At 64.5% G+C, this 13,817-nt stretch carries 13 protein-coding genes; 7 read left to right on the plus strand and 6 right to left on the minus strand.

What is annotated here, in order from left to right; genetic code table 11:
* The first annotated feature begins 29 nt into the window (after positions 1-29).
* On the plus strand, positions 30-689 hold the full coding sequence (locus ASD82_RS05450) for a hypothetical protein (protein ID WP_056716602.1): 660 nt from the start codon (positions 30-32) through the stop codon (positions 687-689).
* Between the two features lie 99 nt (positions 690-788).
* Complete coding sequence (rhtA, locus tag ASD82_RS05455; RefSeq protein WP_200950230.1) at positions 789-1,670, plus strand: threonine/homoserine exporter RhtA; 882 nt, start codon at positions 789-791, stop codon at positions 1,668-1,670.
* 383 nt (positions 1,671-2,053) lie between these two features.
* On the opposite strand, the gene ASD82_RS05460 is transcribed toward rhtA, so the two are convergent.
* Together ASD82_RS05460 and ASD82_RS05465 are read right to left on the minus strand one after the other, a co-directional pair.
* Positions 2,054-3,781: a P-loop NTPase fold protein gene (locus ASD82_RS05460; protein ID WP_157599194.1), complete on the minus strand. Its 1,728-nt coding sequence runs from the start codon at positions 3,779-3,781 to the stop codon at positions 2,054-2,056.
* A 314-nt stretch (positions 3,782-4,095) separates the two neighbouring features.
* Positions 4,096-4,485 carry a hypothetical protein gene (locus ASD82_RS05465; protein WP_157599195.1) on the minus strand — a complete coding sequence of 130 codons (390 nt, stop codon included), beginning with the start codon at positions 4,483-4,485 and terminating at the stop codon, positions 4,096-4,098.
* A 190-nt stretch (positions 4,486-4,675) separates the two neighbouring features.
* On the opposite strand from ASD82_RS05465, the gene ASD82_RS05470 reads away from it, so the two are divergent.
* The 5 genes from ASD82_RS05470 to ASD82_RS05490 all read left to right on the plus strand — a co-directional run bounded on the left by ASD82_RS05470 (position 4,676) and on the right by ASD82_RS05490 (position 9,800).
* Entirely contained in the window at positions 4,676-5,086 is a 411-nt protein-coding gene (locus ASD82_RS05470) for a LytTR family DNA-binding domain-containing protein (protein ID WP_235580641.1), read from the plus strand.
* Positions 5,087-5,195: 109 nt separating this feature from the next.
* On the plus strand, positions 5,196-6,323 hold the full coding sequence (locus ASD82_RS05475; protein WP_056716609.1) for an acyltransferase: 1,128 nt from the start codon (positions 5,196-5,198) through the stop codon (positions 6,321-6,323).
* Between the two features lie 170 nt (positions 6,324-6,493).
* Positions 6,494-7,672 (plus strand): hypothetical protein, encoded by a 1,179-nt coding sequence (locus ASD82_RS05480; RefSeq protein ID WP_056716614.1) that lies wholly within the window; start codon positions 6,494-6,496, stop codon positions 7,670-7,672.
* Positions 7,673-8,137: 465 nt separating this feature from the next.
* Positions 8,138-8,878: a hypothetical protein gene (locus ASD82_RS05485; RefSeq protein ID WP_056716617.1), complete on the plus strand. Its 741-nt coding sequence runs from the start codon at positions 8,138-8,140 to the stop codon at positions 8,876-8,878.
* A gap of 91 nt (positions 8,879-8,969) precedes the next feature.
* Entirely contained in the window at positions 8,970-9,800 is an 831-nt protein-coding gene (locus ASD82_RS05490; RefSeq protein ID WP_056716620.1) for a hypothetical protein, read from the plus strand.
* Between the two features lie 46 nt (positions 9,801-9,846).
* Here ASD82_RS05490 and bioC read toward each other — a convergent pair whose 3' ends face one another.
* From bioC to bioF, 4 genes are read right to left on the minus strand one after another with little or no spacing between them, the layout of a single operon-like run.
* A complete protein-coding gene (gene bioC / locus ASD82_RS05495; protein WP_056716623.1) occupies positions 9,847-10,725 on the minus strand; it encodes a malonyl-ACP O-methyltransferase BioC in 879 nt (292 codons plus the stop codon).
* Complete coding sequence (gene bioH / locus ASD82_RS05500) at positions 10,722-11,507, minus strand: pimeloyl-ACP methyl ester esterase BioH (protein ID WP_056716627.1); 786 nt, start codon at positions 11,505-11,507, stop codon at positions 10,722-10,724. Before bioH ends, bioC begins: the two co-directional genes overlap by 4 nt.
* On the minus strand, positions 11,504-12,499 hold the full coding sequence (locus tag ASD82_RS05505; protein WP_056716630.1) for a sulfurtransferase: 996 nt from the start codon (positions 12,497-12,499) through the stop codon (positions 11,504-11,506). The genes bioH and ASD82_RS05505 overlap by 4 nt, the downstream gene beginning before the upstream one ends.
* Positions 12,500-12,527: 28 nt before the next feature.
* A complete protein-coding gene (gene bioF / locus ASD82_RS05510; protein WP_056716633.1) occupies positions 12,528-13,739 on the minus strand; it encodes an 8-amino-7-oxononanoate synthase in 1,212 nt (403 codons plus the stop codon).
* Positions 13,740-13,817: the final 78 nt, after the last annotated feature.

Below are 13,817 nucleotides of genomic sequence, written 5' to 3' on the forward strand. Positions count from 1 at the left end.
CTGGGCCCTCGAGTCTGCGGAGCCCACCCATGCGCAACCTGGATTTCAGTTCCTGGCAGACCCTGCTGTCGACCCTGTTCGGGCTGGCGGTGATCACCCTGATCGGCGTCGGCATCCGTCTGCTGGCGATGCAGACGATCCAGCAGCGGCGCGAGCGCGAGAACCGGCAGATCAACGAACGCCTGCGCACGCTGATCGCCGCGTACAAGACGCTGGGCGGTTCCTTCACCGGCAATCTCGCGGTCGATCCCGCTCACTTGCGCGAGCTGCGGCAGCGCGAGCTGCCGGAAGGGCGCGACGACTCCGGCAGCGATCGTTCGCGGCGGATACGCGACGCCGTCGAGGCGGCGTTGTCGGACATCATCCTGCTCGGCACCGAGGAGCAGGTGCGGCTGGCGGCAATGGCCGCGGAGGAACTCGTCGCCGGGCGGCCCACGCACACGGCCGAACTGGTCGCGTCGCTGCGCGACTTTATCCGCCGGGTGCTGGACCTGGAACCGGTGCCGACCCATCTGTCCATTCCGAAACAGGGCCCCACCCGGGTCGCGGCCTCGCGCGGCAAGGGCGATGGCGCGAAGGACGGCGGCAAAGGTGGTGGTGCCAAGGGCGGCGGCGGAATGGGTGGTGGCATGGGCGGTGGCGGCATGAGCCTCGGCGCCGGCGATGATGGTCAGGATCATCATCACTGAGGGCTCGGTACGACCAACGGCATGAGCCGCTTCGCCTGCCATGGGCTTCGCGCGCGATCGCAGGCATCATGGCCACCGTTGTCCCCGTCGGCCCCACCCGTGTCCCCACGTTCCGATTACGCCCCGGTGTTGTTCGCGGTCGCCATGCTGCTGGTCAGCATGGTGTCGTACCAGTGCGGCGCCGCGCTGGCCAAGCAGCTGTTTCCGCTGATCGGTGCGCAGGGCGCCACGGCGTGCCGGCTGGGCCTGGGTGCGCTGATCCTGCTGCTGGTGCGGCGGCCCTGGCGCTCGCCACGACGAGTGCGCGATACGCGTGCGCTGTGGGGTTACGGCTTGTCGATCGGCGCGATGAACCTGGTGTTCTACATGTCGCTGCGCACGATCCCGCTGGGCATCGCGGTGGCGCTCGAGTTCACCGGGCCATTGGCGCTGGCGCTGTTCGGCTCGCGCCGCTGGCTGGATTTTGCGTGGATCGCCCTGGTGCTGGCGGGACTGGCCCTGCTGTTGCCGTTGCGCGGGCAGGCGCAGGCGCTCGATCCGGTGGGCGTGATGTACGCGCTGGCCGCCGGCGTGGGCTGGGCGCTGTACATCGTGCTGGGTCAGAAGGCGGGTGCGGCGCACGGCGCGGACACGGTGACCCTGGGCACCTGCATCGCGGCGCTGCTGGCCATCCCGTTCGGCGTGGCGCACGCCGGCAGCGCGCTGTTCGCGCCGGCGCTGCTGCCGCTGGCGCTGGGCGTGGCCGTGCTCAGCTCGGCCCTGCCGTACTCGCTGGAGATGCTGGCGCTGACCCGCCTGCCCACGCGCAGCTTCGGTACCTTGCTGAGCCTTGAACCGGCCATCGCGGCACTCGCCGGCGTGGGCTTCCTCGGCGAACACCTGAGCTTGCTGCAGTGGCTGGCGATCGTGGCGATCATCGTCGCCGCGGCCGGCACGGCACTCAGCGTGCGCCGACCGGTGGCCGAACCGCCGCTCAACTGAGCGTCCGCCTTCGTCTCGTCGACGGCAGCGCACGGCCCGTCGCACGACGCTCGCCGCGGCGGCATGCCGCCGGCTTCAATGCGGTCTCGACCCCACTTCAGGAGAGATGCATGCGGAAGATCATGATGGTTTCCGGTTTGCCTTTGATTGAGACCTGATCCCAAGATTCGCTATAGGTTCTCATGGCAACAGCCTATGTCAGATCGGGATAGGTGTTGCACGTGGAGCTTGAGACGGCCAAGTTTGAACCGGCCATGCCTTACAATCACGAACAATTTGCGGATTATTTTGCCGATGAAATCAAATATGCAACGACGGATGATCTGACGGTTACTTCTACACCTGCGAAGAGAGACGGGGTAGGCCACCAAAAAGATGTCCGCTTAGTTTCCATTCTCAGGCAAGAAGCGCGAGACACGAACCGCATTGAGGTGACTCTCGGCTGCAATACGCTTCAGTGCCTCAGAAGCTGCGGCGTGGATTTTTTGATATCGTTCATCATCTTTGTAACCACTAAACTGTAGGCACGTTTTAACGTAGGCGCCTAAATCCCGGTCTCCGTTTATTGATTTGAAGAACGCATAGTAATCATCCGGTGATGCCTGTGACATAGCCTCAATCTGATCCAGACCCCACCCATTTCTTTTAGAAACATCTACGATGGTGTCACCTAAGGATGGTAACGATTTATCTTCAGCATAGGCGTGCTGAACCGCCTCTCTAAACTTCTCATCAACGCTATCGGCGAATAGATGTGCATGGCTCAAATCGAGTAGACCTTTGTTTTCTCTTTTGGCCATTTCGATCCAATAGCGCATCAACTCATCCCCCACATCATCATGCTTGAGTTCTCTCATCAGCTTGACCGTGCCCATGGCGTTGCCAAGGCTGATCCACTTTGCACCATCCATAAAACGCTTTTGCAACGCCTCAACCAATTCTCTCTCATTATTAGAAAAGGTATCGTGGAACAATTCCCAAGCCTGAGTAAAGCTGCCGTCAAGGTTGTTTTTTAATGCCTTTTCTTGAAATGACTCGACTACATCAATGAAGTCTTTCTCTATGATATAGCCTTGCTCAAGAAGCTGACATATATGTAAGTCAAACTCATCCGACCCGATGTACCCATACTCGTACATGACCTTTTCCATGGCCTTGTCTTCCTCGCTTTTTTCTTTCTTCTTTTCTGCCGCTGCAATACCCCACACCGCGAACCCGTCGCTTTTTATGAAATCATACGATGGAACACCTACTCCCCGACTGTAGTAACACCAAGTCAGCAAGACAGATGAATGGACAATTTGCCTGGCTAGCGCAATGTCTTTGTCCTTCACATACGGGAGCAGTGTTTCAATCACCCAACGAATTCGCTGCATGATACGAATGTTCTTAATGCCAAGGCGAATGACCTTCTCAGCGACATTCTTGGAATATTCCCATTCATTGGTAAAGACTAGCTTGGCGCACTCTTCTGTTGATGGGGAGAAGACAAGCTCCCCATCAAAAACTTTTTCTTTCAATGCATCCAGGATGGGCTTATCGTTATCTAGTTCATCCATGTTTAAAATAACGGCAATCCGACAGCCCCTTTGCTCCTTGAGCATGGATACAAGGCCTAAAATGTCTTTAAGGGGCAGCCCTGCGCCTTTTCTCTCAATATCATCAAGACATATCACGTAATCTTTTATTGCAAAGTAAGACAATGATCTTGCCACACTGCCCCAAACCCCAAGGAGTGACGTCACTTGTGAAATGTTTTTCCTGCCGGAGTTCAGCAGGCGACGACTTGGGGCCTTTACCTCCTCAATGGAGGAAGACTGCATCACTTCTTTGGCATTCTCTGCCCACGTCAGAGGGCTGGCTCCAGCATCTACATCTTTGGCTGATACGGCGTTATCAAAGATGGCTGACTTCAGTTCTGCGAGATTGCTTGTTCCAAACAGAGAGACATACGAGTACTTCCTAACCAGTCCTTTGGACGAAGCATCCTTGATGACCTGGTTCCAAAAATAGGTCTTGCCGCTTCCCCACTGACCACTGATAGCGATGGCTTGTTGGTGGTCTGATTTTAGGAAGTTCTCTACGGCAGCTTGTACATCCTTCAGTGACATGTCATCCCCCTGATGAATACCCTTCAGCCTATTGCTGCCTCCGATCCTTTCGAATGATTCGGGCTGGAGGCATTACGGCTTCCTTTTTTACGCGACGGTCTACCTCGGCCAACACCTTGTCGAAGGACGGGGCCCATAGAGCTTGCAGAGATCCCAAAACGGGGTCACAAACGGGGTCAGGTTCACTTACAACCGTTTGAATGGTCGCTGGATAGCCGACACCAACGGAACGTTGGTTCTTCACGGTACCGGGATTGGGTTCCCTTCTTCGCAGCTCGGAAGTGAACCTGCCCCCGGTCTCGTGATTAGCCATTTCAGGGCATCTCAGACACTGCACAAGTGACCGCCGCTTGACCAGCGAACCATTCGCGCATTTGATTGGTGCTGGGACCCTGTCCCTTCTCGAGGAGGGTTTCGACGCTGACCAGAGTCATGACGATTTCGGGTATCTGGGGCGCGTCGTCTCCCAGTTTCCCGTCTTCAATCAGCCATTTTTGCATCTGGAGCGCCGCGTTCTGACGGGCATCCCGACTTTCGGGGTGTTGCTCCAACGCCAACAAAGCGATGTGGGCGGCATGCGTACAACGATTGATCGTCTGGTAATCCGCATTGCTGGGCATGCGGTGAATCTCCACTTCCGGCGTGGCCGCGAACGCGGCGGACGTAGCAACCACAAGGTATGTGGCAAGCATTAGAGAACGCATGGTAAAGCCCCTGTTTTCAGTCTCCCTTATGGTTGCCAAAATGGCGGATCTCCGACAAGGGGGCAAGCCCACATAAGCTCCTGCAAAACGGGGGCAGGTTCACTTACAACCGTTTGAATGGCCGCCGGGCGGGCGATGTGCCGGCCTGACACCAACGAAACGTTGGGTTTTCACAGTATCAGGATTGGGATTGGGTTCCCTTCTCCTCTGCTCGGAAGTGAACCTGCCCCCGTTCTCCGCTGGCGCGCAAACGCCGTGTCATGCCACGCGCTTCCAGGTGCGCCTCGGTCACCGCGTGCAACTGGTGCTGGCCGACGAGATCGACTGGATCGAGGCGCAGGGCGACTACGCCGGCCTGCACGTGGGCGCGCACATGCATCTGTTGCGCGAGCCGCTGCAACGGCTGGGCAGCCGGCTCGACCCCGCGCAGTTCGCGCGCATCCACCGCTCGACCATCGTGCGGCTGGATCGGGTGGCCGAGATGCAGGCGCTGTCCAACCGCGATCACCTGCTGCGCCTTCGCGACGGCACCGTGCTGCGTGCCAGCCGCACTTATGTCGATGCGCTGCGGGCGGCCTTGCTGACGGGCGAACCCGCCTAGCACCCGCCACACGATTGCCCGCCGGTTGCCCCGGTTTTGCCCTTATCGACGCGGGCCGTCTTGTCAGACTCGCAACCTTCCACCTTTCACCCCGATACCAGGAAACCTCATGCAGCGACTCCCCGGACTGGACCTGCTGCGCAGCTGGGCGATCGTCTGGGTGATGCTGTTCCACTCCTACATCGTGGGCGGCGTCGGCGAGGATCTTTCCTGGCTGTCGAACTACGGCTGGATGGGCGTGGACTTGTTCTTCGTGCTCAGCGGCTACCTGATCGGCTACCAGTTGCTGGCGCCGCTGGCGCGGGGCGAGCCGCTGGCGTGGCGCGATTTCTACCGCCGCCGGGCGTTCCGCATCCTGCCTGCGTTCCTGGCGGTGCTGGCGGTCTATCTCGCCTTTCCGCTGCTGCGCGAAGCGCCCGGCCTGCAGCCGGCGTGGCAGTTCCTCAGCTTCACCCTCAACCTGCTGATCGACTACGAGCACAACCGGGCGTTCTCGCACGCGTGGTCGCTGTGCGTGGAGGAACATTTCTACCTGCTGTTCCCGTGGCTGGCCTTCTGGATGACCCGGCGACCCTCGATGGGCCGCGCGCTGGCGCTCGGTCTGGGCGTGGTCGCGTTCGGCATGATCGTGCGCGGCTACGTGTGGCTGCACGACATGGCGCCGCTGCGCGAGGTGGACGGGCCGGCGTTCGGCCTGCGTTTCGTCGAAGGCATCTACTACCCGACCTGGGCGCGGCTGGATGGCTTGCTGGCGGGTGTGGCGCTGGCGGCGCTGCGGATCGGCCGGCCGCAGGCGTGGGCACGCTGGCAGGCGCATCGCGGCCGCCTGATGCTGGCCGGTGCGGCACTGTTCGCGCTGGCGTGGTGGCTGTTCGGTGAACGACTGGACTTCTGGCCCAGCGTGCTCGGTTACCCGCTGCTGTCATTGAGCCTGGCGATCTGGGTGCTGCTGGCCACCAGCTTGCCGGCGCACTGGAAGCTGCCGGGCGCGGGCTGGCTGGCGCGAATCTCCTACAGCCTCTACCTCAGCCACAAGCTGGCGCTGCATGCGGTGGCGACATGGCTCGTGCAGCCCTGGCAGATGCACGGAATGGCGGCGTTCACGGTGTATGCCATCGGCGTGCTGGCCGTGGGCGCCGCGCTGCATTACGTGGTGGAGCGACCGTTCCTGCGCTGGCGCGAGCGCATCGATGCCCGGCGGTCGACGCCCCTGCCGTCGGCTGCCGCGGCTCTCTGAATCGCGTCGGCGCAGCCCGCGGCCGGTTACGGCAAGCCGCTTCGGCGTCGGACGGCAGTCCGTAAGGCGGCATAACGCTTCGTGACGGTTCGTAACGTGACATCGCATCGGGTTGGCCGAACCATCGGTTCATCGGCCACGGCGGCGACGCCCGTCAGGAGGACCTTGCTATGACCTGGATGAAATTCGCCGACGCCCGCCGGCAGGAGTGGTTCCTGCAGCAGGAGGGGCTGTGGCTGCTGTGCCAGCAATATGCGTACGCGCAGCTGCTGGACGAGCGGGCTCGCGTGGTGCCCGAGAAGACGCCCTGGTACTCGATCGGCCCGCATATCAGCAACGTCGAAATCGACTACGCCAACTTCGATGCGGAGAAGACCCGGTGTGCCGAGCAAGCCTACGATGGGCTTGCCCGGGCGTCGCTGGATGACGGGACGAGTGTCTTCAACCAGCTGATCCAGATGAAGGACGAGCTGGATCTGTACACCCGCAGGCTGGCCGCGAAGAAACACCGGGTGGCGCGGGACAACGCCAGCAGCATGGAGAGTCACGTCAATTTCTTCGGCGGCGCCGCCACCGTGGCCAGGTATGTGCGCGATGGTGCGGCGGCGGTCCTGCTGGTCACCGCTTCGGTGGCCACGGCTGGCACTGCTGCGGCGGCGGTGGCTGGTGCGGGCTCGGCCGGTGCCGCTGGCGCCGCGACGGCGGCTGGCGCCGGTGGCTGGCTATCGGCTGCCGGTGGCCTTGGTGTCACCGCGATGGGCTCGGGACTGAAGGGACTGGCCACTTACGAAGACTCGGTGCTGTCCAAGGGCGTTTCCTGGAGCGACGGGGGCAGCATCGGCGCCGGCCTGTTGCAGGCCACGGGAACCTTCATGGTCAGCGCCATTCCGATCATGTCCAAACTCGCCCCCGGCGGCGCGGCGATGAGCAAGCCGGCGCTGCTGATGATCACCACGCCGTGGAATGCGTTCACCACCTTCGCCGTGGGCGTGGCCAAGGGCGACAGCCTGGGCAAGTCGTTGACCTCCACCGTCGTCGGTCTCGGCATGTCGGCCATTCCCCTGGGCGATCGGCTGGAAAAGCTGGCCATGCCGATCGCGGCCAAGCTGGTCGCAGCCCCCGCCGCGGAAATCGCCACCAAGGTCGGTGTCGGCATGGTGATGGACAAGATCACCGACGTGGCCAGCGACCGGGTGTACGACAAACTTGTGGCCAAGCCGAAGCCGCACGTCTCGAAACAGGTGCAGCACATGGTCGGGGTCACCACCCAGCTCGACCGTCCCATGTCCAGCGACGACTACATCTGCCGCACCGTGATGTTTCCCGCCTCCTATACACCGGCGCGATGAAGGCCAGGGGAACTCCGGTCGACCCGATGTTCATCGATTCAGACGTCTGGACGTCCATCCATGATTTCCCTGCGCTGTGAATCCTTTGTTCGCGGCCGATGCCGATCGGTCGGAGGGTTCGCCGAAGCCGCCGCTCGCCGTTTTCAAGACGGTGGATGCACCAGCAATTTCGTGGCGCAGGAAGTTTCGTGCCGCCCCATGCGCGGACCGCGATACGGCCGAAAGTGTCGATCCGCTCACACAATTGGATGAGGCGAAGACGATCACCGTCCGGCGTGTGAAATGCATGCTGAACGAACGCCGCATGGTCGCTTGTGGGCCCGGATGCACAACGCGCAAGATGCGCGCAGAGACGCTGCCGGCAAGCGGGCCCGCACGTGCAGGGGTGGATACCGGTGGCATGGAGGCCCCGCCGCATCGTCTCGCAAGGCATTCCGCCATCGTTGCATCCTTCGGAGCGATCCCATGAAATCCCGTCATTTCAAGTCCACGCTGATCTGCGTAGCGGTACTCGGCGCGCTGTCCGTCGCGCCAGTGATGGCGCAGACCGCCACGCCACCGGATACGTCCGTGTCCACCGGCAGCGCCAGTCACGAATCGACCCGGCTGAGCACGGCGTTCACCGGGTTCGCCGGTTCGGATGCCAATGCGCAGGCGCTGGTCAGCGGGCTGCGCGACGGCAGCGAGATCACGCTGGATGACGTGATCACGAACGCCGACGGCACCACGACCACGACGAGCACCACGTTCACGCCGGCCACCGGCCAGATGGGCTACGGCAACGTGAAGATCGCGCTGTCGCTGGCCGAAGCGACGCTCGCCAAAGACGGCATCACCGATCCGACCGCCACCGAAGTCGAGGCGGCGCTGAATGGCGGCACCCTGATGCTGGCCGATGGCACCAGCATCGACATGAAGGGCGTGCTGGCCCAGCGTGCCGATGGCGCGGGCTGGGGTCAGATCGCCCAGGCCGAGGGTTTCAAGCTGGGCGAGGTGATGCGCTCGCCGAACGCGGTCGGCAGTGCCGCTGCGGACGGACACGCGCACGCCCATGTGGAAAAAGTCGAACTGGCCAAGGCCCATGGCGCCGATCGCCCGACCAGGCCAGAGCGAGTGGCCAAGGTCGATCGTCCTGATCGTCCGAGCCGGCCCGAGCGCCCTGAGCGCCCTGAGCGTCCCGATCACGCCGGTCGCCCGGGCGGCTGAGTCCGCTTCCCCCACGTGTCGCAAAGCATGCGGGCCCGGCGTGATGCCGGGCCTGCGGCCATTCTTTCTGCAGCCAAGGAAACCTCGTTACATGCACAACCCACACCATTGGATGATCGTCGGCGGACTGCTGTTGATCGGTGCGCCGGCGGCGCACGCCGCCACGGCCAGCGGCGGTCAGTTCAGTCTTGCCGCGGGTGCCGACTACAGCAGCGGCAAATACGGTACCGACACCACCACGGACATCTGGTCGCTACCGGTGACGGCGGCATACCAGACCGACCGCTGGACGTTCAAGCTCACCGTGCCGTACATCAACATCAGCGGCGCCGGCAACGTGATCCCCGGCGTGGGCAAGGTGAACAACGGCAACCCGAATGGGCGCGGCCGTGGCAATGGTGGCGTGATTCCCGCGCCGGGCAGCGCGGCCAGTGGCTCGGCCTCGGGCCTGGGCGACATCACCGCATCGGCCGGCTACGAGCTGTTCGGCAGTGCCGACCGCACATTCGGGCTGGATCTCACCGGCAAGGTGAAGTTTGGCACCGCCGACGAAAACAAGGGCCTGGGCACGGGCAAAAACGACTACGGCCTCTCGCTGGATACCTACAAGGTGAGCGGCAACTGGACCGCGTTCGGCGGCGTGGGCTGGATGAAGTACGGCAGTTCGCAGTACATCCAGCTGAAGAACGGCTTCAATGCAAACATCGGCGCTGCCTACAAGCTGAGTCCCAGCGACGACGTCGGTGCGTACTACTACTACCGCGAGCGGATTGCCGATACCGGCGCCCCGCAGAGCGAGGTCACGGCTTACTGGAACCACAAGTTCAACGAAAGTTTGCGGCTGCAGACCTACGCGCTCGCCGGCTTCGCCAACGGCAGCCCGGATTACGGCGTGGGTGCGTCGCTGAAGTACAGCTTCTGATCGACCGGGTTCCGCGCGACAGCGCGGAACCCGCACGCGGCATGCGTCATTTGCGCCGCGAGCCACGCAAGCTGTCGAGCGAGAACGTGGCCACCTCGCCGCCGGGCACGCGACGGGGCTGGCCAGTCGGCGGGCCCCAGGCGTGCGCACTGACCACTTCCCAGGTGGCCGGGATGCGGCCGTCCACGCGCATCGTTTCGTAGGCGGCCAGCATGCGCTGGTAGCGCGCCTTGCCGGTGAGGCCGCGCGAGCGCGCGCGGTCGGCGTTGGTGGCGCCCAGGCCTTGCAGTTCTTCCAGCAGCTTGCGCGGTTCGCTGTAGGTGAGGGTGTAGCGGAACACGTCCAGCACGGGATCGCGCAGGCCAGCGGCGAGCATCGCGTCGCCGACGTCGTGCATGTCGAGGAAGCGCGCCACGTGCGGCTGTTGGTCCGCCTCGGCCCAGGCCGCGCGCAGTTCCATCAGGGTGTCCGGGCCGAAGCTGGAGAACGCCATGAAGCCGCCGGGCTTCAGCACGCGCATGCATTCGCCGAACAGCGCAGGCAGATCGTCGACCCACTGGAAGCACAGGTTGGAATACAGCACGTCGACGCTGTGGTCGGCCAACGGCAGTTGGGTGGCCTCGGCGCAGACGCGGCGGAACGGCTTCAGCCAGCTGTTGTGCTGCTTCGCGGCGTGCAGCATCGGCAGCGCCAGGTCGATCGCGATCACCTCGGCCTTGGGATATTTCTGCTTCAGCAAGGCGGTGCCGCGACCGGTGCCGGCGCCGACGTCGACCACGCGTGCGGGTGTTTCCAGATAGAAGTCCAGACGTTCCAGCAGCGCCGCCTGGACTTCGCGTTGCAGCGCGTCGTGCTGTTCGTAGCTGCTGGCGGCGTGGCCGAAGTTGCGGCGCACGCGGTGTTGATCGAGGTGGAAATCGCTCATCGAACCTGCTCGGAGGAAGAAGGAGCCAGCAGCGGCTGCAGTGCCTGCACCACCGCGTCGGCGTGGCCGAAGAACGGCGCGTGGCCGGCCTGCTGGATCTCGGTGTAGCTGCCGCCGCACTGGCTGGCCGACCACGCCATCGCCTGCGGCGGCACCAGCCGGTCGCGGCGGCCGCTGATCCACGCGCTGCGCACGCCGAGGTCGGGCAGGGCGGCGCGGCGGTCGCTGGTTTCCAGGATGCGGATGCCTTCCTGCAGCACGCGCAGGTCGGGTTCGCCACGGGCGAACACCAGTTCGCGCAGGTGGCGCAGTTCGGCGCGCGGGTCGGTGCTGCCCATCGCCTCCAGCGCCAGGAAGCGCTCGAGCGTGGCGTGGTAGTCGGTTTCCAGGTCGCTGGCCAGCTGGTGCACCAGCTTGTCGTCGCTGCCGTGCGGCCAGCCTGCGTCGCGCACGAACTTCGGCGTGGCGCATAGCATGGCCAGGCCGCGCACTTGCCGCGGCAGCTCCAGCGCCGCGGTCAGCGCGATGAGGCCGCCCAGCGACCAGCCGAGCCAGATCGCCGGCGGCGTGAGTTTCGCGATTGCCTCGGCGCAGGCGCGCGGTTCCAGCGGCAGGCCGCAGTCGCGCGAACGGCCGTGGCCGGGCAGGTCGACCACATGCATCGTGCACTGTTCTTCCAGCGCCTCGACCAGCGGTTCCAGCACGCCGCCGTGCATCGCCCAGCCGTGCAGCAGCACCAGTTGCACGGGGCCGTGACCGCGATGGTCGATGTACAGGCTCATGCCACGTCCTCATGAAGCATCGCGCTTGTTGCGTTCGCCCCTTCTCCTCCCCGGGCGACCCTTGGGGAGTCCCCTTGCGGGTGAGAAGGTTGGGATGAGGGGCGGGTGCTCGCTGGGAAGTCCGTCGAAGCCGGCTCTGAATCAGCTTCTTCCTCGGCGTGGCCCCTCACCCCAACCCTCTCCCCGCGGGGGAGAGGGAGTGGTACGCGCTTCGAATCGGCCTTCTCCTCAGCGTGTTCCCTCTCGTCAATCGCAGGGAGAGGAGGCGAAGGCAGGAGCGCTTTATCTATGGCCACGCGGCCGTCAAACACGAAGCAGTCGCCGTGCCAGTGCGTGCCGTCGGTCTGTTCCAGGTATTTCAGGATGCCGCCTTCGAGCTGGTAGACGTGCTGCAGGCCGAGATCCTGCATGTGCAGTGCGGCCTTCTCGCAACGGATGCCGCCGGTGCAGTACGAGACGATGGTCTTGCCTTCGTAGCGCGCGCGGTCGGCGGCGATGGCGGCGGGGAATTCAGTGAAGCTGGCGATGCGGTAGTCGATGGCTTGCGGGAATTTGCCGAGGTCGGTCTCGTAGTCGTTGCGGGTGTCGAGCAGCACCAGTTCGCGACCGTCGTCGTCGTGGCCCTGGTCGAGCCAGCGTTGCAGCGTGGGCGCGTCCACCGCCGGCGCGCGACCGCCTTCGGGGCGGATCGTGGGCAGGCGCATGGTGATGATCTCGCGCTTGATGCGCACGCGCAGGCGGCCGAACGGCACCTCGGCGGACAGCGACTCTTTCGGGGTGATGTCGGCGAAGCGGGAGTCGTCGTGCAGGCTGGCCATGAAGCCGTCGATCTGCGCGCGGCTGCCGGCGAGGAACAGGTTGATGCCTTCGGGCGCCAGCAGGATCGTGCCCTTCAGCGCCAGCGCCTCGCAGCACGCGAACAGCCGCTCGCGCAGCGCGGGCAGGTCGTCCAGGCTGATGAACTTGTAGGCGGAGATGTTGACGATCGACATGCGGGGGAATCGGCGGAGCAGGCGGCGATTATACGGGGTCGCCGCCGGCTGCCCGGGGTGCGGCAGGCAGACGCAGTGTTTCCAGCGCGGCCAGCAGCCGGTCGACGTGGGCCTCCTCGTGCGCCGCGGACAGCGTGATGCGCAGCCGCGCCTGGCCCGCGGGTACGGTCGGTGGACGGATCGCGGTGACCAGCAGGCCTTGGCGTTCCAGCGTTTGCGCCGCGGCCAGCGCGGCGTCGGCGCTGCCCAGCAGCAGCGGCTGGATCGCGCTGGTCGAGGCCGCCAGTGGCAGGCCGAGTTCGGCGGCGCCACGCCGGAAGCGCGCGATCAACAACAAGAGTTTCTCGCGTCGCCACGCTTCCTTCTGCGCCAGTTGCACCGCTTCCAGCGCAGCGGCGGCCAGCGCCGGCGGCATCGCGGTGGTGTAGATGTACGGTCGCGCGAACTGGACCAGTCCCTCGATCAGCGCGGCCGAGCCGGCCACGAAGGCGCCGCTGCAACCGAGCGCCTTGCCCAGCGTGGCCATCAGCAGCGGCACCTCATGCTGGCCGAGGTTCGCGGCGCCGAGGCTGCCCGCGCCGTCGTCGCCAAGCACGCCGAAGCCGTGCGCATCGTCGACCAGCAAGGTGGCCTGCTCGCGCGCGCACAGCTGGGCCAGCTCGCGCAGCGGCGCGACGTCGCCATCCATGCTGAACACGCCGTCGGTGGCGAGCAGGGCGGCGGTGGTCGGGTGGGCGGCGAGTTGCCGCGCCGCGGCGTCCACGTCGGCATGCGGATAGCGCTTCAGCTCGGCGCCGCTGAGTTTCGCGCCATCGAGCAGGCAGGCGTGGTTGAGCTTGTCCTGCACGCAGACGTCGCTGCGTGCGAGCAGCGCTTGCAGCACGCCGAGGTTGGCCATGTAGCCGGTGGAGAACAGCAGTGCGCGTTCGCGGCCGCTCCAGGCCGCCAGCGCCTCTTCCAGCTCGGCGTGTTCGCGGCGATGCCCGCAGATCAGATGCGCCGAGGTGCTGCCGACGCCTTCCTCGCGGGCGGCGCGGTTCAGCGCGGCGACCAGTTGCGGGTGTTGCGCCAGGCCGAGGTAGTCGTTGCTGCAGAACGACAGCAGGCGCCGGCCGCCGATCTCCAGCCACGGGCCGTCGGCGCGGTCGATGGTGCGCAAGCGGCGGCGCAGGTTGGCGCTTTCGCGTTCGGCCGTCTGGACGGCCAGTCGGTGCAGGAGGTCAGGGCGGGGCGTGGTCATTGTTCGGCGCAGGTTGAAGAGCACCCCCTCCCAACCTCCCCCTGCGATGCAGGGGGAGGGGCCAAGCCGGTGCTACAC

This window comes from Rhodanobacter sp. Root179, from assembly GCF_001428465.1.
Classification (GTDB): domain Bacteria; phylum Pseudomonadota; class Gammaproteobacteria; order Xanthomonadales; family Rhodanobacteraceae; genus Rhodanobacter.

Coding starts and splice junctions, on each gene's coding strand:
- ASD82_RS05480 (WP_056716614.1), top strand. CDS start 6,494: ATGACCTGGATGAAATTCGCCGACGCCCGCCGGCAGGAGTGGTTCCTG.
- ASD82_RS05460 (WP_157599194.1), bottom strand. CDS start 3,781: ATGTCACTGAAGGATGTACAAGCTGCCGTAGAGAACTTCCTAAAATCA.
- ASD82_RS05490 (WP_056716620.1), top strand. CDS start 8,970: ATGCACAACCCACACCATTGGATGATCGTCGGCGGACTGCTGTTGATC.
- ASD82_RS05475 (WP_056716609.1), top strand. CDS start 5,196: ATGCAGCGACTCCCCGGACTGGACCTGCTGCGCAGCTGGGCGATCGTC.
- bioH (WP_056716627.1), bottom strand. CDS start 11,507: ATGAGCCTGTACATCGACCATCGCGGTCACGGCCCCGTGCAACTGGTG.
- bioF (WP_056716633.1), bottom strand. CDS start 13,739: ATGACCACGCCCCGCCCTGACCTCCTGCACCGACTGGCCGTCCAGACG.
- ASD82_RS05485 (WP_056716617.1), top strand. CDS start 8,138: ATGAAATCCCGTCATTTCAAGTCCACGCTGATCTGCGTAGCGGTACTC.
- ASD82_RS05450 (WP_056716602.1), top strand. CDS start 30: ATGCGCAACCTGGATTTCAGTTCCTGGCAGACCCTGCTGTCGACCCTG.
- ASD82_RS05505 (WP_056716630.1), bottom strand. CDS start 12,499: ATGTCGATCGTCAACATCTCCGCCTACAAGTTCATCAGCCTGGACGAC.
- ASD82_RS05465 (WP_157599195.1), bottom strand. CDS start 4,485: ATGCGTTCTCTAATGCTTGCCACATACCTTGTGGTTGCTACGTCCGCC.
- bioC (WP_056716623.1), bottom strand. CDS start 10,725: ATGAGCGATTTCCACCTCGATCAACACCGCGTGCGCCGCAACTTCGGC.